Raw genomic sequence first — 22132 nt, 5'->3', positions numbered from 1 at the left:
CGCTATGAACTCATTCGATACCGGCAGAACGGCGCAGCTCGAGACAGGACAGGAGCCTCATGTTTTTGTGCGTCAGGTGCAGGAGGGCCAGCAGATCAATGCGGTCTTTCTGGTCAGCCGCAGCATGGTGGCCGAAACCCGGAGCGGCAAGCCCTATCTGGCCCTGACGCTTATGGACAGCAGCGGTGCAATTGAAGCCCGGCTTTGGGACAGGGCAGAGTTCTTTGCCCCGCAGGCCAGGGAGGGCGCCTTTGTCCGGGTGAGCGCCACCGTGGAGCAGTTCGGCGGCCAACTGCAATTCAAACTGGCGAACCTGAAAGCGGTGGATGAAGCCGGCCTGAACCCGGCGGATTTCTTCCCGACCAGCGAGCGGAATGGGGCCGATATGGCGGCCGAGCTGCAAGCCCACATTGCAGGCGTGCAGAGCGCGGAACTGCGCGCCCTGCTGGAAAGCATCTTCAGCGGCGACACACTCGCCCGCTTCCTTACCGCGCCTGCTGCCAAGCGGATGCACCACGCCTACCAGGGCGGTCTGGCGGAACACACGCTTTCCATGGCCAGGCTGGCACTGGCCGTGGCCGCCAATTATCCCGCCCTGAACGCCGATCTGCTCATGACCGGGGTCTTGCTGCACGACATCGCAAAAACGGAGGAATTTACCGGTCCACGGCCGCCCATCGACTACACCGACCGGGGCCGCCTGCTGGGCCACCTCGTCATGGGGGTGGCCATGCTGCACCAGGCCGCGATCCAGATCAAGCTGCCGCAGGAGCTGGAAGACCAGGTGGCGCATCTCATTTTGAGCCATCACGGCCAGCTTGAATTCGGTTCACCGGTTTTGCCCATGACTGCCGAGGCGCTGGTTCTGCACCACATTGACGACCTGGATGCCAAGATGAACGTGGTGGCCGGGCTGCAGGCCGAAATGCCGCCCGACAGCTACCAGTGGAGCGCCTACCAGAAGCCGCTGGAACGCTTTTTGTATCTGCAGGGCGCAGCGCCAAAGGAGCGACGGGCTCCCACGGCCACTGCAGCGCCGTCCCAGCCTGCCGGAGCGGCAAGGGCCCTGCCCTCGTGCCCATTGCCAGCCCCCACGCGGCGCCTGCGACGGCTAGGCAGGCTGCCTGGCTCGCCCAGGCTGCCGGAGTACTTGCGTCAGCGCCTGCACAGGCAGCCGGACAGCGGACATGGGAATCGGACGGCAAAGAAAAAAAGTCAGCCGGAAAAGCAGGACGATTCCCGGCAGCTTGGCCTCTTTTAAGGCGCCAGGGAGATGAGCATGAGCGGATTTAGCGTCGTCGGTCAGGACAAGGCCCTGCGCCTGCTCTCTCGCGCGCGGCGGCACGGGCGGCTGGCCCATGCCTATCTCTTCACCGGCCCAAAAGGCTGCGGCAAAACAACGCTCGCCAGGGCATTCGCCAAGTCCCTGCTGTGCCGGAACGGGCAGGCGGATCCAGAGGCTGCGGGCTGCGGCCTTTGTCCATCCTGTCGCCAGATGGCAGGCGGCAATCATCCGGACTTTGCCGTGATCGAAGCGGACGGCCAGGGCATCCGGATCGACCGCATCCGGGGGATGAAGGAAGCTTTGGGCTTTCCGCCTCTGGAAGGGGCGCTCCGGGTCGTGCTGATTCACGGGGCCCATACCATGCAGGCGGCTGCGGCCAACAGCCTGCTGAAAATTCTGGAGGAACCGCCGGACGGCAACCTGCTGCTCCTGACAGCAGACGATAATGCCGGCATCCTGCCCACCATCCGCTCCCGCTGCCAGCTGATCCCCCTGCAGGCCCTGCCAGTACGACTCGCGGCCGAGGTGATCGCGGGCCGGAACCCGGGACTTTCGCCGGCAGAATCCCTTGAACTGGCCCGCTTGAGCGGCGGCTGTCCCGGCCTGGCGATCGGCATGGCCCAGGACGCCATGCGCCCCCTGTACCATGACCTGACGGCAGCCCTGGGCGAGTACCACGGCAATCCGGCGGAGCGGGTGCAGCGGGCGCTCATCCTGGCAGGCCGGCTGCACGAACACAAAGGGTTCGGCGAGCTGCTGCTCAGGCCCCTTGCCGCGCTCCTGAAAGACGCGCTGGCCAGCCGGCTTGGCTGCCCACCGCCCGGACAAGCCGACCCTGCCCTGGCGGCCATCAGAGAAGTCTGGAATACAGAGCAATTATCTGCTAAAGTTACAGCCATCGAAAAGGCGCTGGACGCCCTTTCCCGCAACTGTAACCCAGCCCTGGTTTTTGAAGTTCTGCTGCTTGAACTTCTTGATCCTCTCGGCTCCTTTCCTGTACGGGCATGAACGGACCAGAAACTGACAAAAAACCGGAACGGCTTGCCGATCCTCCGGAAAGCGCGGAGCTTTACCATTATCGCATCCGCTTCCGCGAGGGGATTCGGGAATATGCGGCCTTTACCCACGGAGCCCCCCTGCACCGGGGCGAACTGGTCATGGTGCATATGGAACAGGGCCCGGAGCCTGCCATCGTGGGCGGCTGCCTGGGCGCCTTTTTGCAACCGGCAGACAAACCCACCTGTCTTGAAATCCTCAGGCCTGCCACCGAAGACGAGAGAAGCCAGTACGAAGCGCTCCTGCTGCAGGAGCAGGAAGCCTTCTCCTTCTGTCAGGCCCAGGTGGCGCGTCAGGGCCTTCTGATGAGTCTGGTGCGGGTGGAGCGCTTCTTTGACGGCTCCAAGATGATCTTCTACTTTACCGCAGAAAACCGGGTGGATTTCCGGGAACTGGTCAAGGTGCTGGTCCGGCAATACCACACCCGCATCGAAATGCGGCAGATCGGCGTGCGCCACGAAACCCAGATGCTGGGCGGTCTGGGCGCCTGCGGCCGGCCTCTGTGCTGCGCCACCTTTTTAAAGGTCTTCGACCCGGTCTCCATCAAGATGGCCAAGACCCAGGAGCTGCCGCTGAACCCGGCCAAGATTTCCGGCAACTGCAACCGCCTGCTCTGCTGCCTGACCTACGAATACGAGCAGTACAAAAACGTTCGCAGGCAAATGCCCAAGCCCGGGAAAACGCTCGACCTGGGCGGCGTAAGCTGGACTGTCCTGCAGCAGCATCCGCTGACCGAAACCCTCACCGTGAGCGGCCCGGACGGCACGCATAAAAGCGTCGGCAGGGCGGAGTGGCAAAACGCGGACGCCAACGCGCCCCCTGAGGACAGCAAGGCGGGCATGGCGCCTGCGGCCGGTCCCCCGGCCAACGCCCGCCCCCGCCACAATCGCCGCAGAAAGCCAGGCAAAACGCGTCAGGAATAAAATTCGGTCTCAATCCAGCAGGAAGTCATGCCAACCTACGTCACCACCCCGATTTACTATGTGAATGCCCAGCCCCATCTGGGCCACGCCTACACCACCATCGTCACCGACGTCTACAGCCGTTTCAAACGGCTGTTGGGCGACCAGGTCCGTTTTCAGACCGGCACCGACGAGCACGGCGAAAAAATCGCCGAAGCCGCGGCCAAGGGGGGCAAAACACCCCGCGCGTATGTGGACGACATCTCGGCCCAGTTCCGGGCGATCTGGCCCATCCTGAACGTGCAGCCGGACCATATCATCCGCACCACCGACCCGGAGCATATCGCCACGGTGCAGCGCATTCTGACCCTGGTGCAGGACAAGGGCGACATCTACTTCAGTGAATATGCAGGGCTGTACTGCCGTGGCTGCGAGCGCTTTCTGACCGACAAGGAGCTGGTCAACGGTTTGTGTCCGGACCATCTGAAGGAGCCGGAGCCGATAACGGAGCAAAACTACTTCTTCCGCATGTCCAGGCACCAGGACTGGCTGATCGAGCACATCCGGAGGCATCCCGAATTCATCACCCCGGAGCGCTACCGGAACGAGGTGCTGGCCTTTCTGGAAGAGCCGCTTGAAGACCTCTGCATCTCCCGACCCACGAGCCGCCTGACCTGGGGCATCCCCCTGCCCTTTGACGACAAATTCGTGACCTATGTCTGGTTTGACGCGCTCATCAACTACCTGAGCGGCCTGGACTGGCCCGGCGATCCCATGTTTCGCGAATTCTGGCCCGTGGCCGAACACGTGGTCGCAAAGGACATCCTGAAGCCGCATGCCATCTACTGGCCCACCATGCTGCACGCCATGGGGCTGGAGCCGTTCTGGCGGCTGCACGTGCACGGCTACTGGAATGTGGACTCGACCAAGATGTCCAAATCCCTGGGCAATGTCATCAGGCCCGGGGACCTGGTGGACAGCTACGGCGTGGACACAGTCCGCTATTTCCTGCTGCGCGAAATGAACTTCGGCCTGGATGCCTCCTTCTCCCACGATGCCATCCTGGCCCGGCAGAACGCGGACCTGGCCAACGATCTGGGCAATCTGTTCTCCCGCTCCCTGACCATGATCGGCAAATATGCCGGGGGCCGGATACCTTCGGTGGCCGGCGACCGCGCTCTCGAGGACAGCGACCGCGAGTTGCAGGCCGCTCTCGATCACATGGCCCGGGCCTATGAGGCCGAAATGCGTGATTTCCGTTTCCACCGGGCCCTGCAGGCCCTGTGGGAGGTTATTGGCCTGCTGAACCGCTTCATCGTGAGCAATGCGCCCTGGGAGCTGGCCAAACAGCCGGACAGGGCCGAGCGGCTCAACACCGTGCTGGCCCTGCTGGGCGGCAGCCTCTGGATGATTGCCGTGGCCCTGAAGCCCATCATGCCCGAAACCGCGGCCAAAATGGCCAGGGCCCTGGGCATGGAGGCGGCATTTTCGCAGGCCCGGCTTGCCCATTTGGCCGACTGGCAGGCCGTGCCGGCCAGGGCCCAGATCGGCGAACTTGTTCAGCTCTTCCCGCGTCTCGAGCGGAAGAAGGAGATGCCGGCCAACAAGGAAGCCGCGAAAAGTTCCGCAGGCGGCGCCGAGCTGATCAGCCTGGAGCAGTTCAAAGCCCTTGATCTCAGGGTGGCGGAAATCGTGGCCGCGCAGCCGGTCAAAAAATCCGACAGGCTGCTGCAACTGACACTGCACTGCCCGGAGGAGCGTACCGTGGTTTCCGGCATTGCCAAGTACTACCGCCCGGAGGAGCTGCTGGGCAAAAAGGTGGCCCTGGTCGCCAACCTCCAGCCGGCCAGGCTCATGGGCATTGTTTCGGCCGGCATGATTCTCGCGGCCAGGGAAAAACAGGACGATGGCACGGAGAGACTCAAGCTGCTCTTTGTCGACCCGGCCATGAACCCGGGCAGCGAAATCGCCTGACCACTCTTTTTCAGCCGCTCCGGCGGCCTAATTTCGGATACTTGCCATGTCTCTTCTCACCAGTTTCTTTCTGGCCCTGACCCGCCCGATCAATCTGCTTCTGGACGCCTACATCTGGATCATCATTGCCCGGGCGCTGATTTCCTGGGTGAATCCCGATCCCCACAACCCGGTGGTGCGCTTTCTCCACCGGGTGACCGACCCGGTGCTGGACCGCCTGCGCCGCTTCATCCCGCCCATAGGCGGGATGGATCTGACGCCCATTGCCCTCATCCTGGCCATTGTGTTTGTGCAGAGCTTCCTGAGCGCCATGGTGCAGCAGGCGGTGGGGATGCGCTGAATGCCCTTCCTCTCGCCCCAGAGCGACGGCAGCATGCTCCTGCACGTTCACGTACAGCCCAGGGCCGCGCAAAACCAGATTGCCGGTCTGATGAACAACGCCCTGAAGCTCCGGCTCACGGCTCCGCCGGTGGATGGTCAGGCCAATCGGGCGGTGCTGGCCGTGCTGGCCAAGGCTCTGGGCCTGCCCAAAAGCGCGGTCAGCCTCAAAAGCGGCGGGCAGGGGCGGCAAAAAACGCTACGGATAAGCGGCATGAGCGAGGCAGACATCCGGGCCGCACTCGCGCCTTTTCTGCAGCAGGGCGATCCTCCAGAAGAAGAACGGCCATGACCATGAAAAAAATCGTTCTCGCCAACCTCAAAGCCTATCGTTCCCCCAGACTGGTGGGCGAATGGTGCGATGCCCTCCTCTCGGCCCTGGGCAAGACGCCGGACACGCTTGAAGTCGTGCTGGCCCTGCCGGACATGGCCCTTGGCGATGCTGCCGACAAAATCGGGGGGCACGCCGGTTTCAGTCTGGCGGCGCAGGCCCTTTCCCCCTTTCCCCAGGGCAGTTACACCGGCGCCACTCCGGCCGCCTGGCTGAAGGGCCTGGTGCGCTACACCCTGGCAGGCCACCGCGAACGGCGCTGCTATTTCCACGAAAGTGTGCAGGACGTGGCCAGGGAGGTCGCCGAGGCCCTGGATGAGGCAATCAGGCCCATTGTCTGCGTGGAGAGCGGCACTTTTGCCCCCCAACTGGCCGCGCTCCGGCGGGAAGAGCAGGAACAGGTCTTCTGGGCCTTTACGCCCAGGGTGACCATGCCGCTGCAGAAGGAGGATCTGGAGACCATTGCCAAAAGCGTGGCGCATATCCGACGCCAGAGTGATGATCGGCCGGTTCTGTACGGCGGCGGTGTGCATGCGGGCAATGCCCGCAGCATCTGGGCGATCGAGGGGCTAGGCGGCCTCATGCTGGGCGAAGCCTGCCACAATGCCAGCGCCTTTGCCCGCATCGTTGAGAGCCTGGGCTAGGGTGCCTCGAGTGTGTCCTATCCGCTGGCCACCCGCCTGAATGGCCTCAGCCCTGGATACTTGCAAGGCTGGACGACTGACATTGGCCCATTGGTGCGGGAGCACAGCCTGAACCAGGGTATGTTGTTCTTCTGTTGGCTGCATAGGCAGACACTGCGGAAGACAACCAGCTTCGCAAGCACTGTCAACACGCCCCGATCAAGCCCCAAACCTCATACACGGGCTGGCAGGCATGAAAAAACCCGCAAACCTCGATTGGCTGCGGGCTTATATATATCATGCCAGATCTCTCTGGAATTGTCCTTGGTGGCGATGCAGGGAATCGAACCCCGGACACTGCGGATATGAGCCGCATGCTCTAACCATCTGAGCTACATCGCCAGAAACCGCTGCAATGGCGGCTTGGGATGAGCCTTTCTACCCGATACGGCAGAAAAAGCAAGAATTTGTTTTGCCCTAAGGGCGAGGGCGCGGGGCCCCGGCCAGCAGTGCCTGCACGGGCGGCAGGGCCCGCACTTCGGCGAAAGTCGCGGCATGATACCTAGCCTCAAGCACCGGGTTGCCAAAGGCCACAAAGGGCACGCCGCTTGCCGCGGCATACTGGGCATCTACCAGCGTGTCCCCCAGGTACAGCGCCTCTTCCGGCTGCAACCCGAAATGCCCGAGGATAAGCGCCATGCCGTCGGGTGCAGGCTTGGGCATGGGCGCCACGGCCGCGGTCATGACAAAATCGAAGAGATGGCTCAGTTCAAAGGCCGCCAACAGCTCCTGCATGGAGCCGGCCCGGTTGGTGGATATGGCGGTAAAGCCATGCCGGCGAAGCGCATGCAGAAAATCCACCAGCCCCGGCACCAGAGTCATGCGCCGCAGGTAGGGCGTGAAATCGCTCTCCGCCGCCACCATCTCCACCTCGGCGGCACTCACCTCCGGGTGGTCGCGGAACAAAAAGCGCAGCCCGGTCCGGGCATCGTGCATGAACACGTAATCCGTCTGTTCCCGGGTCATGGGCGGGCAGCCAAAGGCCGAGAGAATATCATTGTAAAAACAGCGATCTGCTTCACGGGAATCAACCATCACCCCGTCGCAGTCGAAAATCACAAGTTTTGGTGTACGCATTATGCTACTCCAGCAGCAAAGGCCGTATCCATGCATGAGTTGTGGCTGTCCTTGCCGGCGCTGCCCCAGGCTTTGCCGCATGGGCCGGGCCAGCTTCACGGTGGACAGGCGTGGCGGCACTCACTCTGGCCGGTGTTTTCCAAAGACTTTAGAGACAGCCTGTACGCGCAGGAGCGGCGCGGGGTTCAGGGGCCGAAAAAATCCCTGACCAGCCAGTCAATGGCGAGCAGCAAAAGCTCCTCGTCCTTGTCTGGCAGCGCCTCCTGCCGGGTGGCCATCTGAATCGCAGCCCTGCCCGGAAGCCGGCGGAAGCGATCCAGATCGTAGAGGGCCAGCACGTATCGGTGCAACTGCCGCTCTGTGGGTACGAAGCTGCCATCCAGCACCCTCGGGTGCTGGTGCAATCTCAGGAGCGCGTCGTTGAAGCGGTTGTATTCGCTCAAACCCTGAGCCTCCAGGTAAGCGGCCACACTGCGTTCGCAGTTTTCGGCAAAGCCATGGCAATGCCGCTCCTGCAACAGCACGAGCCGTTCGCTCAAGCTGCCGTCGCCTCGGAAGGATGCGCCCCGGCCTACCGGATAGGCCCTGCAGGCGGCAGGGCGATCAGCATAAACACTGCACCCCTCCCGACGCACAAAGACGCAGCTTGCCCGGCCGTCGTCCACCATGCTGAGCCGGCAAATCGGGAAGACCTGGCCATCTTCCTGGGTCACCAGCACATATTTTTTCATGAATTCGCCGGAGGAAATGCCCAGCGCCCTCCTGAGCCGGAGCACGTCATAGGGAAAAAGCGCCAGATCCAGCTCACGGCAGCATTCGTTGAAGCAGATCACCCCCGGCCGGCAGGCAAAACGCAGGCTCGTTTCCGGCCGCAGCGGCTGCATGGCCGGCATAGTGTGGCTGGTCGTCGCACTCATGGCGTGGCTGCCACCGGTACAGGGCCTATCCAGACGGTGACTGTGCGGATGGGGCCTGGAAAAGCCGGCCATGCGCCCCGAGAGGGCAGAGCCCTGCCACACCAAGCAGTCTTTTGGCGTATTGCAAGGCTGCTCTCCATGCAGACTGCCTTCGGCTTTGCAAAACGACAGGCAGCCAGAGGCCGGTTGTAGCCTCCGGCTGCCCGGAGCCCAGCCGGGTGGGCATTCAGTACTTGCAAAGATAGCTTTTGATCTCCCAGTCGGTGACCGCAGTGCGGTACTCGTCCCATTCCCGCTCCTTGCCTTCCAGATACTTATCGAAAATGTGCGGCCCCAGGGCCTTTTTCATGACCTGGCTCGCTTTCAGACATTCCAGCGCCTCGTGCAGGTCAACGGGCAGGATGGCTATGCCTGCGGCCAGGCGTTCCTCCTCGTTCATTTCGTAGAGATCGGCCGTGCTCTGCTCCGGCGTGGGCAGGTTGTTCTCGATGCCGTCCAGACCCGCTGCCAGCATGGCGGCAAAGGCCAGATAGGGGTTGCAGGCCGGATCGGGATTGCGCACCTCGGTACGGGTGCTCATGCCTCGTGAGGCCGGAATACGTACCAGAACCGAACGATTGGAGGCTGACCAGGCGATATAGACCGGCGCTTCATAGCCCGAGACCAGCCGTTTGTAGGAGTTGACCAGGGGATTGGTGACTGCGCAGAAGCTGCGGGCGTGCTTGCAGAGGCCTGCTATATATTTCATCGCCACTTCACTTAGTTGCAAGCCGGCATCCGCATCGAAAAAGGCATTTTTGCCGTCCAGCGTAAACAGTGACTGGTTGGTGTGCATGCCGGAGCCGCTGATGCCGAAAACCGGCTTGGGCATAAAGGTGGCATGCAGGCCGAATTCTGCCGCAATGGTGCGCACCACCCACTTGAAGGTCACGGTGTTGTCCGCTGCGGTCAGGGCGTTGGCGTATTTGAAGTTGATCTCGTGCTGGCCGATGGCCACTTCGTGATGCGAGGCCTCGATTTCAAAACCCATGGCCTCGAGCGTCTGGATGATCTTGCGGCGGCAGTCGGTGCCCGCGTCGGCCGGGTCGGTGTCGAAGTAGCTGGCCACGTCGTCGGTGATGGTGGTGGCCTGGCCATTGGCATCCTGCTTGAAGAGAAAAAACTCGCATTCCGTGCCCACGTTCATGGTATAGCCCTTTTCCCGGGCTTCGGCCAGCACCCGTTTCAGGTTCTGCCGGGGACAGCCGATAAAGGGGCTTTCGTCGGCATTGTGCACATCGCAGATGATGCGGGCCGCAGCCGAACCGTACTTGTCGCGCCAGGGGAGCAGCGCGAAGGTGTTGAAGTCAGGCTTCAGGTACATGTCCGATTCGTTGATACGGACAAAGCCCTCGATGGAGGAACCGTCGAACATGATCTTGCCGTCCAGCGCCTTTTCAATCTGGCTGAGCGGGAAGGAGATATTTTTCATGAAGCCGAAAATATCCACAAACTGCAGCCGGAAAAAATTGACGTTTTTCCTGGCAATAATCTCCTTAATTTCTTCTCTCTCCATATCATACCCCTTATTGTGCCGAATAGGCTGATTGATTGTCCGGTTCAAGGCCAGGCGGGCCGCAGTCTTTCAGACAAAAAAATGCCGCCCGCTTTCATGCCTTCGTCACTGCGGGAAAGAGCCCGGATTTTCCCGGACGCTGCCCACGATCTTTGCTTCCGCGGGCAAGGTCCGAAAAAAAGATTGCCCTTGTTCCGTAAACACTATAACTATATCACGACTTGTCCGCTTCAGGAAGTTGCTTGCCCTAAACGAATGTGGAATGCTCCCATGAACAGAGAACGCAGAAGAGACAGCCGGCCACAATCCCTGAACCTGCTCGATTTTGTCGTGGTGGACGAAAGAGGCCGCCATGGGGAATATACCATGGCCAGAACCCTGAACGTCAGCAAGGGCGGCATCCTGATGGAGACCCATCTTGCGCTGGAAAGGGGGCAGAAGGTGATGATCACGCTCGAGTTGAAAAACACCCTGGTCGACATCATGGGCAGGGTGGCCTACTCGGCGTTCATCCATCCGCGCTACCGTTATGGCATCGAATTTTTTTACGTGTCCGAGGCCGATCAAAAGCTTCTGGACGCCTATGTGGACGCGTTCCAGGCCTTTGCCCATCCGCAAGGCGATCTGCAACACCTGACAGCCTGATCCTGGCTCTTCTCTCGCAGGCTGCGGCCGCCCCGCACAGCGCATACCCCGGCGGGCATGGCCTGTGTCTTTTTCGTCCTTCAGTCCGCACTGCCGCTGCGGCGGCCATATGCATCCTCGAAGCGCTCGATATCGTCTTCGCCCAAGTAGCTGCCAATCTGCACTTCAATGATCTCCAGCGGCACGCTCTGGTTGTTGGCCAGCCGATGCAGGGTGCCGGCCGGAATATGGGTGGATTCGTCTTCATGCAGGGTCAGGGTGTCAGTGCCGTTCTGCACCGTGGCCATGCCCGACACCACGACCCAGTGCTCATGCCGGAAGCGGTGCTTCTGCAGGGACAGGCTGGCCCCCGGATTGACCGACAGCCGTTTGATCTGAAAGCGCGGCTGCTCCTCCAGCAGTGTATAGCTGCCCCAGGGCCGGAACACCTGCCGGTGACAGTGATATTCGCTCCGCCCCCGCTGCTTCAGCTCCGCAACCATCTGCTTCACCTCCTGCGAGCGGGCCAGCGGCGCGACCAGCACCGCATCCGCGCTCTGCATCACCAGCATCTTTTCCAGGCCAATGGCGGCCAGCAGGCTGTGGTCCGCACGAATCAGGGAATCGCGCACGCCGGAGAGCAGCACGTCGCCCGTGACCGCATTGCCGTTTTCATCCTTGTCCAGGACTTCCCAGAGGGTCTGCCAGGAGCCGATGTCGCTCCAGCCCAGCTCGCAGCGCACGACAACGGCATGCTCCGTTTTTTCCATCAGCGCATGGTCGATGGAGATGGACGGCGATTGGGCCATGGCGGCCTTGGCAAAGGTAAAACAGGCCCCGCCCTCCTCCTGACTGCCGTCACGGACGGCAGCCGTCATGGCGGCATGGATCCCGGGCGCATGACGTGCCATTTCGGCCAGAAACGTATCGGCCCTGAAGGCGAACATGCCGCTGTTCCAGAGATATCTGCCGCTCATGCAGTAGGCTTTGGCAGTCTCCAGATCGGGCTTTTCCACAAAACGCTCCACCTGCCCCCCGGCATCCGCCGCAATATAACCGAAACCGGTTTCCGGCCGGCTGGGGATCAGGCCAAAGGTGACGAGATGGCCTTCCCGGGCGCGCCGGGCGGCCTCGGCCACAGCGGCCAGGAAGGCTTCGGTCCGGCGGATGAGATGGTCGGCCGGCAGGATGAGCAGCACGTCGTCCGCGGCCCCGCAAGCGCGATGGAAGGCCGCCGCGCCGCATACGGCCGCGCCGGTATCCCGGGCCAGGGGCTCCAGGAGCATGCGGGCCGAGCGGCCCAGACTCTGCACCTGATGCTGGATCATGAAGCGCTGCTGTTCGCTCGCCACCAGAAGCGGCGCCCTGGCTTCCGGGATGAGCGCCGCCCTCAGCAGGGTGTTCTGCAGCAGCGAATGCTCGCCCAGAAGCCGGATCACCTGCTTGGGATACAGCTCGCGGGAAAGCGGCCAGAGTCGGGTGCCGGTGCCCCCGGCCAGAATGACGGGTTGAATGGCCATAGCGGTCCTTTCGGGTTACGACTCAGACGAGGGGCTGGAGCAGCGCCAGGAGCTCCCGGGTTTTGTCGTGCAGCAGGCGCTCATCCCCTCGTGTCTCCACGTTCAGGCGCAAAAGCGGCTCGGTGCTGGAGGGCCGCAGGTTGAAGCGAAAATCCGGGTAGCTGATGGACAGGCCGTCGCTTTCGTTGACCACTCCATCGGCGTAACGGCTTCGGACTGTGTTCAGTATGGCCCCGGCCGGCGTTTTGAGCCTGAGACTGATCTCTCCGCTGACCGGAAAAGCGCGGATGCGCTCGGCCACCAGTGCGGACAGAGGCTGCCCCTGCTCCGCCATGAGCCGACAGACCAAAAGCCAGGGCAGGATGCCGGAATCGCAGCAGCCAAAGTCCCGAAAATAGTGGTGCGCCGACATCTCGCCCCCGTAAATCGCACCGCTTTGCCGCATGGCGGCCTTGATAAGCGCATGGCTGCTTGGCGCCATGATGGTCCGGCCGTGGGCCCGGGCCACCATGTCTTCCGTGTTCCAGACGACACGCGCGTCGTGCAGAATGGCGGCTCCGGGATGCAGCGCCAGCATGGCCGCAGCCAGGAGCCCGACCACATAGGCGCTTTCGATGAAACGGCCTTTCTCGTCAAAGAAAAAGCAGCGGTCAAAGTCGCCGTCCCAGGCAATGCCCAGTGCGGCCCGCTGCCGGATGACCGCCTCGGACGTATCCCTGCGGTTTTCCGGCAGCAGCGGGTTGGGCACACCGTTGGGAAAACGGCCGTCTGGCCTGTGGTGCAGGCGAATCAGCTCAAAGGGCAGGTGTGGGGCCAGGGCGTCAATGACCGGCCCGGCGCAGCCGTTGCCGCTGTTGACCACTATCCTGAAGGGCGGGAGCTGTTCCGGACGGGCAATGTCCAGGATGCGCCTGACATAGGCGCTTTTGTCCGGCTGTTTCGCATAATGCCCGGGGTTTGCCGCGGTGTCCGGCATGGCCGTCATACCCGCCGCCAGCCGGACAATCTCCGGCAGCCCATTTGTCTGGCAGATGGGCGCTGCCCCAGGGCCCACCAGCTTCATGCCGTTGTATTCGGCCGGATTGTGGCTGGCCGTGACCATGATGCCGCCGTCGATGCCGGCAGCCTCCCCGTTGAACACGGCAAAATACAGCTCTTCGCTGCCCGAAAGACCGAGATCCGTGACGGACACGCCCTGGGCCAGCAGGGCCTTGCCGATCGCCCGGGCCAGTTCCGGGCTGCTCGGCCGTACGTCCCGGCCCAGCGCCACGTGCCGGCTGGCGGTGTATCTGACAAAGGCCAGGGCAATACGGGCGGCCAGGGCGGCGTTCAGCTCATCCGGCACCCTGCCGCGGATATCTGAAGGTGTTATGCAGCGCAGGCTTGCGGCCATGGTGAAAAGAGGGTTTGAAAGAGAGGGCAAATACAGTATATGCCTGTCACGATAGCAATCAAAAGTAGCACAGACACAGCGCACCCTGCAAGAGCTGTGTCGTCTGCCACAGGGAGCAACCATGAAAGGCATCATTCTCGCGGGCGGCTCCGGCACCCGTCTCTATCCGCTGACGCGCGTGCTTTCGAAGCAGCTTTTACCGGTCTATGACAAACCGCTTATCTACTATCCGCTGTCGGTGCTGATGCTGGCCGGCATCCGCGACATTCTCATCATCTCCACCCCCCAGGATCTGCCGCGCTTTCAGGCGCTTTTTGGCGACGGCACCGGGCTGGGGCTGAATTTCAGCTACCTGGAGCAGCCGCAGCCGGAGGGTCTGGCCCAGGCCTTTCTGTTGGGCGCGGACTTCATCGGCAGGGAGCCGGTGTGCCTCGTTCTGGGCGACAATATCTTCTATGGCCACAATTTTGGCCGGGTACTGCAGCACTGCAGCCACCTGACCGAGGGCGGCATCATCTTCGGCTATCTGGTCAATGACCCGGAACGCTACGGGGTAGTCGAGTTCGACGCGAACAACAGGGTCATCGGCATCGAGGAAAAGCCCGCCAGGCCGAAATCGCGCTACGCAGTGCCGGGCCTGTACTTCTATGACAGCAACGTGGTGCAGGTGGCGCGCGCCATCAGGCCTTCGGCCCGGGGCGAGCTGGAGATTACCGACGTGAATCGGCACTATCTGCAACAGGGCCGGCTGTCGGTGGAACTGCTGGGCCGGGGTTTCTGCTGGATGGACACCGGCACCCACGAATCCCTGCAGCATGCGGCCAGCTATATCGAAGCGGTGCAGGAGCGGCAGGGGCTCAAGGTGGCTTGCATCGAGGAAATCGCCTACCGGATGGGCTATATCGACGCGCTGCAGGTGGAGCGTCTGGCCGCGCCCATGCTGAAAAACCAGTATGGCCGCTACCTGATGGACATGCTGGATGGGCAGGCGGCCCTGCGGACCTGAGGCGGACATGAAAATCGTCATTGTTGGCGCAAACGGCCAGCTTGGCCAGGACGCCCGGGAAATTCTGGGCAGAAAACACCAGATCTGGGCCGGCGGCTCGGCGGAAGTGGACATCACCGATGCGGAGCAGGTGGCAGCCCTGTTTGCGCGGGAAAAGCCGGCAGTGCTGGTCAACTGCGCGGCCTTCACCGCCGTGGACGCCTGCGAGACCAGGGTCGAGGCCTGCATGGCCGTCAACGCCAGGGGTCCGGAGCTGCTGGCCCGCTCGGCCCGCAAACACGGAACGCGGCTCATCCACGTGTCGACCGATTATGTCTTCGACGGTGAGCGGCCGGTGCCCAGGCCCTATGTGGAGACCGACCCGCCACGGCCGCTGTCCGTGTATGGCAGGAGCAAGCTGGCCGGCGAGCGCGCCGTAGAGGCGGAAACGGCCGACTACGCCATTCTGCGCACCGCCTGGCTCTACGGCATGGGCAACGGCAATTTCCTCAAGACCATGCTGCGCCTGGCTCTGGCCAACCCGAAGCGCTGCATCCGGGTGGTCAACGACCAGTACGGTTCGCTGACCTGGTCATGGCGGCTGGCCCTGCAGATCGAGCGCCTTTTGGCCAGCGATCTGACCGGCATTTTTCACGCCACCAGCGAAGGCTACAGCACCTGGTACGAGGCTGCGCGTTGCTTTCTGGACTGCATGGGCCTGCCCTACAGCATGGAGCCCTGCACCACGGCCGAATATCCCACGCCCACCAGGCGGCCGGCCAATTCCATTCTGGAAAACAGCCGGTTGAAGGCTGCCGGCTGCAATGTCATGCAGGACTGGCAAGAGGATCTGCGATGCTTTGTCGGCCGCTGCCGGGACGCGCTTCTGGCCGAGGCTCTGGGCTGATCAGCGCGGTTTTCCGGCGGCCTTCGGCTCTGCCACATCCGACCGTCCCGGCTTGCCGGGGCCCTGCCCCTGGGTCCAGCCGGGTTCTTTGTTTTTTTCCCCGTCCGGGTTCATCAGCTCCGGCGGGATGGCCGGCGCGTTTTCCCTGAAGTAGTCGCGAATCTTTTGATCGTGGATCAGGGTCTTGAGCAATTCCGCGCCCTCGCGGAGAAAGGGTGCGGTGCAGGAGCGGGAGAGCAGGGTGTTCGATGCGGAAAGCGTGCTGGCCAGCGCCATATAGAGCAATGAGGCCAGGATGCCGGCCTTGACGATGCCCAAAAGCAGACCCAGCAGCCGGTCGAACCAGTCCAGAAGCACGACCTGCACCAGCCTGTGCAGAATTTTTCCGGCCAGACTGAACAGGATCGCGGCAGCCAGAAAGAGCAGGACAAAGCTGACCAGAAAGACCAGGGCCGGCCTGTCCACGAAATTTCTGGTCCAGGGCAGAAGCAGGCCCACATAGCGGGCGGCAATGACATAACTGCCCACCAGGGCGAAAAAGGCGGCAAGCTGGCGAATCAGTCCTACCCAGGCGCCGCGCACGATGAAGAAGGCCAGCAGGATGAAGACGACCAGATCGAGCCAGGTGACAGCATCGTTCATGATATTCCGGGGGTTGAGGTGAAAGGGCAAGCGGCTTGTCCTCCCCTGTTGCCGCCTCCATGGCAAGCAGCCCCTGGCTGGCCTGAAAAAACTGCTGCTGCCGTCTGACGCGGGGAGAGGAGATGTTTCAGGGTCTGCGCCGCTTTGCTCCTGAAGGCCAGCTCAATGCCCATAAAATACTAGGACCAGCCAGATTGTCCACCACTGAATACGGGCGCCTGGCTGCGCCCGCAGGCCTCAGGGCCTGATGACTCTCGCCCCGCCTATGATAGAAGCTGGACTTTCTGCCACAGAGCTCTGGCCGCTGCTGTGTCAGGGCATGCAGGATATGGACGGACTCTGGGCCGGCATGACGCCGCCCGCTGCCGCAGACATCCGGCTGGCAGCGCTGCCGCTGCAACTGCTTGCGGAGCTGGCGGCGCCGCCCGGTGTCGGGGCTGCGCTGTCAGGGCTCCTGACCGAGGCGGAGAAGCGGCGTTTCTGCGGTCTGAAACTGCCCAGACGGCGCCAGGAGTGGCTGGGTGGCCGGCTTGCGGCCAAGTTCGCCCTGATGCAACTGGCAGCAACGAAGGCATTGGTCCCAGCACAGATCGGCATCGTCAATGACTGTCACGGCCAACCCCTGGCGCAGGCTGCAGACCAGATCTGCCGCCCGATGCCGCGGCTTTCCCTGTCCCACAGCGGCGGTCTGGCCGTGGCAGTTGCCGCATATGCAGCCTGCGGGCTGGATGTGCAGGAACGCAGCCCCAGGCTTGTGCGGGTGCAGGAGCGCTTTGCGGATGCCGAAGAACGGGCGCTGGGCGCCGGCACGGATGCCCTTTCCTGGCTGACCCTGCTCTGGGCCGCCAAGGAGGCGGTGAAGAAGCGTGTCTATGCCAGCCAGCCGACGTTCATGGAGCGCATCCGGGTCACGGCTCTCGAGGGCAGTCCGGCGGCCGGAGCACCCGTTTTACTGTACTGCGCCCTGAGCGACCGGCCCGAATCCGTGGTGGTGCGGGCCGCGCTCCGTGCCGGTCATGCCCTGGCCCTGACTGCGGAGGATGGAGAACATGCCTGAACTGCCGGAAGTGGAAGTGACCCGTCGGGGTCTTTTGCCCGCGGTGGCGGGCCGGGTGGTGCAGGCGGCCTGGACGAGCCGCCTCCCGCTCCGGGCCACGGTGAGTGCGGCGCGGCTGAAACGGCATCTGCTGGGCGGGCGGATCGTCGGCATCGACCGTCGCGCCAAGTATCTGCTCTTTCGTTTTGCCGGCGGCGCGGTGTTGGTCCTGCATCTGGGCATGAGCGGCAAGCTCTCGCTCTTGCCTGCCGCTACGCCGCGCCGCAGGCACGATCATCTGGAGCTGGCCCTGGACAGCGGCCAGCTCATGCGTCTCAACGATGCCCGTCGTTTCGGCGCGGTGCTGCTGTGGCCTGCCAAAGACGCGGCCACAAGCGAGCAGGCCTTTTCCGCCGCCGAGGGGCTGGAGCCGCTGGGGCCGGATTTCACGGCCGAAACGCTGCTGGCCCTGGCAGCCGAACGCCAGACGCCGCTCAAATCCTTCCTGATGAACAGCCGCCTGATTGCCGGCATCGGCAATATCTATGCCAACGAAATCCTCTTTGCCGCCGGCCTGCATCCGGAGCGGCCGGCTGCCACGCTCCAGGCTCCCGACTGGGCAGGGCTTATCCACGAGAGCCGCCGGATTCTCGAGGCCGCCATTCAGGCGGGCGGTGCCACCATTGCCGATTTTCTGGGCGCAGACGGTCATCCCGGCTATTTCCAGTTGCAACTGCAGGTATACGGCAAAAGCGGCGAGTCCTGCCCGAGTTGCGGCACCCCCCTGAGCCACACGGTGCTGGCCGGTCGTTCAACCTGGTTCTGCCCGCACTGTCAGCCCCGGTTCAGATAAGCTGGCCCTTGAGACCAGGGGCAGCAGGTACCCGCCAGGCGGCCTTGAGATCCAGAATTGGGGTGCCGTCTATGGCCTCCAGCGGGAAGACCAGCAGGCGCGTTCCCTCGATCCGGCGGACTTGCACCCGGTGCAGGCCGATGGGATTGGGCCGGTTCGGCGAGCGGGTGGCGAAAACCCCGGTCAGGGGACGGCTGGGATCGGAGCGCGGATGACACAGCAGCGTGTCGCGTCTGGCCCTGTGCAGCCAGGTGAGCAGCACCAGCTCCTGCCCAATCCTGATCCCGGTCAGGGCCGGAGCCAGCGCTTCGTCGAGCTCAAGCCAGGCAGCAGATCCGCCCTCTTCGCCCTGAGGGGGCGCTTCATCCAGGCTGCCGAGCCCGGAACGCACGCGGCCCAGAATCCGGAGTACGGGCGGGCTCATGGCCAAACGGGCCAAAGGCGGCGCGGCCGCAAGCCGGGGCCAGGGGCCGGCTGCCGCATGCTCCCGTCCAGATGCCGCCGTTTGCGCCATACCCGCTGTCCCTGCCTTTTCGGCTCACGCTCGAGTACGCTCTGAAGCAACATAGGCAAAATACTCTCCTGATGAAATGCAGAACTGCCTGCCCTGCGCTCCACGCCGCTATGCCGCAGCCAGGGACGCTGAGGCCGCAGGCGGCGCTGGTGGCCGCTACCCAGCCACATGTTTTGCAATGCGCCGGATGATCGCCGTGGTGGAGCGCCCCGGGCTCAGGGGGATGCGCAGCACCCGGCCGCCCGCCGCCAGCACCTCGGCCGCGCCTGCGATCTGCTCCTCCGGCCAGTCTGCACCCTTGACCAGCACATCCGGCAGGATGGCCCTGATGAGGGCGAGCGGCGTGGGCGTATCGAAGGGCACGATAAAATCCACACAGCCCAGGGCCGCCAGCACTCGCGCCCGGTCGGCTTCGGGGTTGACCGGCCGTTCCCGGCCCTTGCCCTGCGCACGGACCGAAGCGTCGCTGTTCAGCCCCAGGACCAGACAGTCTGCCGAGCGCCTGGCCTCTTCCAGATAGGTCACGTGGCCGGCATGCAGGAGATCAAAGCAGCCGTTGGTAAAGGCGATCCGGCTGCCCTGGCCGCGCAGGGCCGCAAGCCGTGGCAGCACTTCGGCCAGCGTGCAGAGCTTGCCGCTGTCGCTCCCGCGCCAGGGCCGTTCCGCCGGCGCGCAGAAGAGATGACGCTGGGCATCCAGTGCCGCGGCATCGAGGGGCGCGACCACGAGGCCCGGTTCCTCCCCCGCCTCGGCCAGCACCTCGCCGCCCGGCCCCAGGATCCTGGAATGCCCGGCCATGATCAGCCCGCCCGTCTGCCCGCAGGCATTGCAGGCCACCACATAGCACTGGTTTTCAATGGCCCGGGCCTGGGTCAGCGCCCGCCAGTGGGCCAGTCGCGACAGGGGCCATTCGGCAGCGACGATGAGCAGCCGGCAGCCGGCAAAGGCCAGCTCGCGGGAGATCTCGGGAAAGCGCAGATCATAGCAGACCAAAGCGCCCACCGGGCCCATTGGCGTTGCCATGGGCAGGCAGGCCCGGCCCGGCCGGAAATGCCGATCCTCCTGCCATGCGGCAAAGAGAAACTGCTTGTCCGCCTGCCCGAGCAGCCCTTCGGGCCCCACCAGATAGAGGCGGTTCAGGGGCAGGCTCCGGCCCTGCTCCAGGGCCGTCAGACTGCCCGCCAGAAAAATGTGGTAACGGGCCGCGAGTTTTTTCAGGTTCTCCAGCAGCTCTGGAGTTTCCGCGGCGAGACGGGCCGTTTCTCCAAAGACAAAGCCGCTCGCCCACATCTCGGGCAGCAGCACAAGGCTGTCCGGGATCGGCGGCCGGGCTGCCAGCAGCCCCTCGAGTGCGCTCAGGTTGGCGCCGGCATCGCCCAGGGCGATGTGCAACTGGGCACAGGCCGCGGCCGGAAAAAATCGCTGCGCTGTCTTGCTCATATCCGCTCCATTGCTCCTGTGGCGCAGGCGCCTACGCTCGTTTGCACAAAGGCCCCCTCTGCCGTGTAGAGGCGCACCGGAGCCCTGTCCCCGGCCAGGGCTTGCAGGGCAGCCCGCGTCGTTTCGAGCCCCAGATTGCCCAGGGCGATGCAGTCGAGCGCCCGGGCCGTGGCCTCCGGCGCAGCCAGAAAAGGCAGCAGTTCCGGGCCGGCACCGAGCTGCACCAGCAGGGCTTGCCGGCAGCCGCTCAGGCGGGCCAGACCCCAGAGCACGCCCTGCTGCAAAAGCGGATGCTCCAGATAATTGCCGTCCTGCCAGGGTTCCGCACCATCCTCCCGGAGATAGGAGAGCAGCATGTGAGCGTATTCCAGAGCCAGTCCCTGGTGGCGGCACATAGCCTCGGCCATGCTTTCCGGCGCGCCCCAGCCAATGCCGCCGGACTCGTCATTCAGGCTCCAGAGCAAACGCCGCATCACAATCCGGGCGGCCTCCATGTCGGCATCGGCCAGCCGGGCCAGAGTCGCGCCCATGCAGGACACGCCCCGCCAGCGCAAGAGCGCTTCCGGCCGGCACAAGGCCGAAAACAGGGCATGCACCGCCGCCTGTGCCGGGTAAGCGGCCAGCCGGGTCAGCAGCTCTGCCAAAGACAGGCCCGTATCGGCCACCAGGGCCAGAATGGCCTGTTTGTTCTGCCGCATGTTCATGGTCTCCGCCTCGCCAGGCCCATCCGGGCCTGGGTCCCGCCCTGCCTGGGCAGCTTGACTTGCGCTTTTGCGCGCTTTTGGTAGACTGTGGCCCCACACGGCAGCTGTGGGGGTTGCCGTGCCCATGTTTCAGAGCGGGAGAACATCATGCGACGGGCCGTCATCACGGGTATGGGCATTGTTTCCTCCTTGGGCGACAGCCTGGGCGAGGTGCTGGAATCGCTGCAAACGGGACGTTCCGGAGCGGGCTTCCACGAGCCGTACAGGGAACTCGGGCTGCGCGCCCAGATCGGGGCCTTCACCAGAATCAATCCTAAAGAGCATCTGGACAAGAAAAACCTGCGCTTCATGGGCGATGCGGCAGCCTTTGCCGCCATCGCGATGGGGCAGGCCATACAGGACGCCGGGCTTGCCGAAGACGAAGTCAGCAATCCGCGCACCGGACTCGTCATCGGCTCCGGCGGCACCTCGGCGGAAAATGTGGTTGCCACGGCCGACATCATGCGCGGCAAGGGCCTGAAACGGCTCAGCCCCTTCATGGTGCCGCGGACCATGAGCAGCACGGTTTCCGCCTGCCTGACCAACGCCTTCCACATCAAGGGCCTCAGCTATTCGCTTGCATCCGCCTGCGCCACAGGTTCCCACTGCATCGGCACCGCGCTGGAGCAGATCCAGATGGGCAAACAGGACATCGTGTTTGCCGGCGGCTCGGATGAGGAGCACTGGACGCAGACCGCCATGTTTGACGCCATGGGCGCGCTTTCCACCCACTTCAACGACCAGCCGGCGCAGGCCTCGCGCCCCTACGACAAAAACCGGGACGGCTTTGTGGTGGCCAACGGCGCGGGCCTCGTGGTGGTGGAGGAGCTGGAACGGGCGAAGAAACGCGGCGCCAGAATCTACGGCGAAATCGTGGGCTATGGCGCGACCGCCGACGGGGTGGACATGGTTTCGCCTTCCGGCGAAGGCGCGGTGCGCTGCATCCGGCTGGCGCTGGCGAGTTGCACGGGACGGGTCGACTACATCAACGCCCACGGCACTTCCACACCCATCGGCGACCTGGTGGAACTCTCCGCGATCCGCGAAGTCTTTGGCGCAAGCAGCCCGCCCATCAGCTCGACCAAGTCGCTTTCCGGCCATTCCCTGGGCGCGGCCGGCGTGCACGAGGCCATTTATTCGCTCCTCATGCTCCAGCATGGCTTCATCGCCGCCTCGGCCAACATCGAAGACATGGAGCCCGAAGCCGCTGCCATGGACATCGTCACCGCCCTGCGGGAATGCCCGCTCGCCACGGTGATGAGCAACAGCTACGGTTTTGGCGGCACCAACGCCTGTCTCATCTTCCGGAAGCTGTAA

Annotated in this window: 22 protein-coding genes and 1 tRNA gene; 13 read left to right on the top strand and 10 right to left on the bottom strand. The window is 63.6% G+C overall.

Features of this window, described 5'->3' with window-relative positions:
* Positions 1 to 4: 4 nt before the first annotated feature.
* Genes CAY53_RS03790 through CAY53_RS03760 form a run of 7 tightly spaced genes read left to right on the top strand, consistent with a single transcriptional unit; the run spans position 5 to position 6570 of the window.
* Entirely contained in the window at positions 5 to 1261 is a 1257-nt protein-coding gene (locus CAY53_RS03790; protein ID WP_104936006.1) for a 3'-5' exoribonuclease YhaM family protein, read from the top strand.
* Positions 1262 to 1279: 18 nt separating this feature from the next.
* Positions 1280 to 2293, top strand: coding sequence for a DNA polymerase III subunit delta' (gene holB, locus CAY53_RS03785; protein ID WP_181040412.1), 1014 nt, complete (start codon positions 1280 to 1282; stop codon positions 2291 to 2293).
* Complete coding sequence (locus CAY53_RS03780) at positions 2290 to 3264, top strand: PSP1 domain-containing protein (RefSeq protein ID WP_104936004.1); 975 nt, start codon at positions 2290 to 2292, stop codon at positions 3262 to 3264. Before holB ends, CAY53_RS03780 begins: the two co-directional genes overlap by 4 nt.
* A gap of 27 nt (positions 3265 to 3291) precedes the next feature.
* Complete coding sequence (gene metG, locus CAY53_RS03775) at positions 3292 to 5217, top strand: methionine--tRNA ligase (RefSeq protein ID WP_104936003.1); 1926 nt, start codon at positions 3292 to 3294, stop codon at positions 5215 to 5217.
* 46 nt (positions 5218 to 5263) lie between these two features.
* A complete protein-coding gene (locus CAY53_RS03770) occupies positions 5264 to 5557 on the top strand; it encodes a YggT family protein (protein WP_104936002.1) in 294 nt (97 codons plus the stop codon).
* Positions 5558 to 5887, top strand: a complete 330-nt coding sequence (locus CAY53_RS03765) for a DUF167 domain-containing protein (RefSeq protein WP_104936001.1) — start codon at positions 5558 to 5560, stop codon at positions 5885 to 5887.
* Positions 5884 to 6570, top strand: coding sequence for a triose-phosphate isomerase (locus CAY53_RS03760; RefSeq protein WP_104936000.1), 687 nt, complete (start codon positions 5884 to 5886; stop codon positions 6568 to 6570). The genes CAY53_RS03765 and CAY53_RS03760 overlap by 4 nt, the downstream gene beginning before the upstream one ends.
* Positions 6571 to 6874: 304 nt before the next feature.
* On the opposite strand, the gene CAY53_RS03755 is transcribed toward CAY53_RS03760, so the two are convergent.
* From CAY53_RS03755 to glnA, 4 genes are all read right to left on the bottom strand, one after another.
* Positions 6875 to 6951 (bottom strand) — tRNA-Met (locus CAY53_RS03755).
* 75 nt (positions 6952 to 7026) lie between these two features.
* Complete coding sequence (locus CAY53_RS03750) at positions 7027 to 7686, bottom strand: HAD family hydrolase (protein ID WP_181040411.1); 660 nt, start codon at positions 7684 to 7686, stop codon at positions 7027 to 7029.
* Positions 7687 to 7871: 185 nt separating this feature from the next.
* Positions 7872 to 8603: a YkgJ family cysteine cluster protein gene (locus tag CAY53_RS03745; protein ID WP_181040410.1), complete on the bottom strand. Its 732-nt coding sequence runs from the start codon at positions 8601 to 8603 to the stop codon at positions 7872 to 7874.
* A gap of 226 nt (positions 8604 to 8829) precedes the next feature.
* A complete protein-coding gene (gene glnA, locus CAY53_RS03740; RefSeq protein WP_104935997.1) occupies positions 8830 to 10158 on the bottom strand; it encodes a type I glutamate--ammonia ligase in 1329 nt (442 codons plus the stop codon).
* 270 nt (positions 10159 to 10428) lie between these two features.
* On the opposite strand from glnA, the gene CAY53_RS12885 reads away from it, so the two are divergent.
* Positions 10429 to 10803, top strand: coding sequence for a PilZ domain-containing protein (locus CAY53_RS12885; protein ID WP_181040409.1), 375 nt, complete (start codon positions 10429 to 10431; stop codon positions 10801 to 10803).
* A gap of 80 nt (positions 10804 to 10883) precedes the next feature.
* On the opposite strand, the gene CAY53_RS03730 is transcribed toward CAY53_RS12885, so the two are convergent.
* Positions 10884 to 12302 carry a mannose-1-phosphate guanylyltransferase/mannose-6-phosphate isomerase gene (locus tag CAY53_RS03730; protein WP_104935995.1) on the bottom strand — a complete coding sequence of 473 codons (1419 nt, stop codon included), beginning with the start codon at positions 12300 to 12302 and terminating at the stop codon, positions 10884 to 10886.
* A 22-nt stretch (positions 12303 to 12324) separates the two neighbouring features.
* The gene (locus CAY53_RS03725) at positions 12325 to 13695 is read right to left on the bottom strand and encodes a phosphohexomutase domain-containing protein (protein ID WP_104935994.1); all 1371 of its coding nucleotides are present in this window, start codon (positions 13693 to 13695) and stop codon (positions 12325 to 12327) included.
* Between the two features lie 121 nt (positions 13696 to 13816).
* Between CAY53_RS03725 and rfbA the strand changes: the two genes are divergently transcribed.
* Together rfbA and rfbD are read left to right on the top strand one after the other, a co-directional pair.
* Positions 13817 to 14701: a glucose-1-phosphate thymidylyltransferase RfbA gene (gene rfbA / locus CAY53_RS03720; protein ID WP_104935993.1), complete on the top strand. Its 885-nt coding sequence runs from the start codon at positions 13817 to 13819 to the stop codon at positions 14699 to 14701.
* Positions 14702 to 14708: 7 nt separating this feature from the next.
* Entirely contained in the window at positions 14709 to 15587 is an 879-nt protein-coding gene (gene rfbD, locus CAY53_RS03715) for a dTDP-4-dehydrorhamnose reductase (protein ID WP_104937421.1), read from the top strand.
* On the opposite strand, the gene CAY53_RS03710 is transcribed toward rfbD, so the two are convergent.
* A complete protein-coding gene (locus tag CAY53_RS03710; RefSeq protein ID WP_146106388.1) occupies positions 15588 to 16229 on the bottom strand; it encodes a CvpA family protein in 642 nt (213 codons plus the stop codon). It abuts the gene before it with no gap.
* Positions 16230 to 16557: 328 nt separating this feature from the next.
* Here CAY53_RS03710 and CAY53_RS03705 point away from each other — a divergent pair, with 328 nt between their 5' ends.
* Complete coding sequence (locus tag CAY53_RS03705; protein ID WP_181040408.1) at positions 16558 to 17286, top strand: 4'-phosphopantetheinyl transferase superfamily protein; 729 nt, start codon at positions 16558 to 16560, stop codon at positions 17284 to 17286.
* On the top strand, positions 17279 to 18118 hold the full coding sequence (gene mutM, locus CAY53_RS03700; protein WP_104935990.1) for a bifunctional DNA-formamidopyrimidine glycosylase/DNA-(apurinic or apyrimidinic site) lyase: 840 nt from the start codon (positions 17279 to 17281) through the stop codon (positions 18116 to 18118). Before CAY53_RS03705 ends, mutM begins: the two co-directional genes overlap by 8 nt.
* Here the strand turns inward: mutM and CAY53_RS03695 are convergent.
* The 3 genes from CAY53_RS03695 to CAY53_RS03685 all read right to left on the bottom strand — a co-directional run bounded on the left by CAY53_RS03695 (position 18111) and on the right by CAY53_RS03685 (position 20770).
* Positions 18111 to 18632, bottom strand: coding sequence for an SAM-dependent methyltransferase (locus tag CAY53_RS03695; RefSeq protein ID WP_245874872.1), 522 nt, complete (start codon positions 18630 to 18632; stop codon positions 18111 to 18113). The genes mutM and CAY53_RS03695 overlap by 8 nt on opposite strands.
* 156 nt (positions 18633 to 18788) lie before the next feature.
* A complete protein-coding gene (locus CAY53_RS13375) occupies positions 18789 to 20072 on the bottom strand; it encodes a nitrilase-related carbon-nitrogen hydrolase (protein WP_104935989.1) in 1284 nt (427 codons plus the stop codon).
* Positions 20069 to 20770 (bottom strand): DVU0298 family protein, encoded by a 702-nt coding sequence (locus tag CAY53_RS03685; RefSeq protein WP_181040407.1) that lies wholly within the window; start codon positions 20768 to 20770, stop codon positions 20069 to 20071. The genes CAY53_RS13375 and CAY53_RS03685 overlap by 4 nt, the downstream gene beginning before the upstream one ends.
* Before the next feature lie 153 nt (positions 20771 to 20923).
* On the opposite strand from CAY53_RS03685, the gene fabB reads away from it, so the two are divergent.
* Complete coding sequence (fabB, locus tag CAY53_RS03680; RefSeq protein WP_104935987.1) at positions 20924 to 22132, top strand: beta-ketoacyl-ACP synthase I; 1209 nt, start codon at positions 20924 to 20926, stop codon at positions 22130 to 22132.

The organism is Desulfobulbus oralis, assembly GCF_002952055.1.
Taxonomy (GTDB): Bacteria; Desulfobacterota; Desulfobulbia; order Desulfobulbales; family Desulfobulbaceae; genus Desulfobulbus; species Desulfobulbus oralis.
This window is presented reverse-complemented; position numbering and strand designations above follow the sequence as displayed.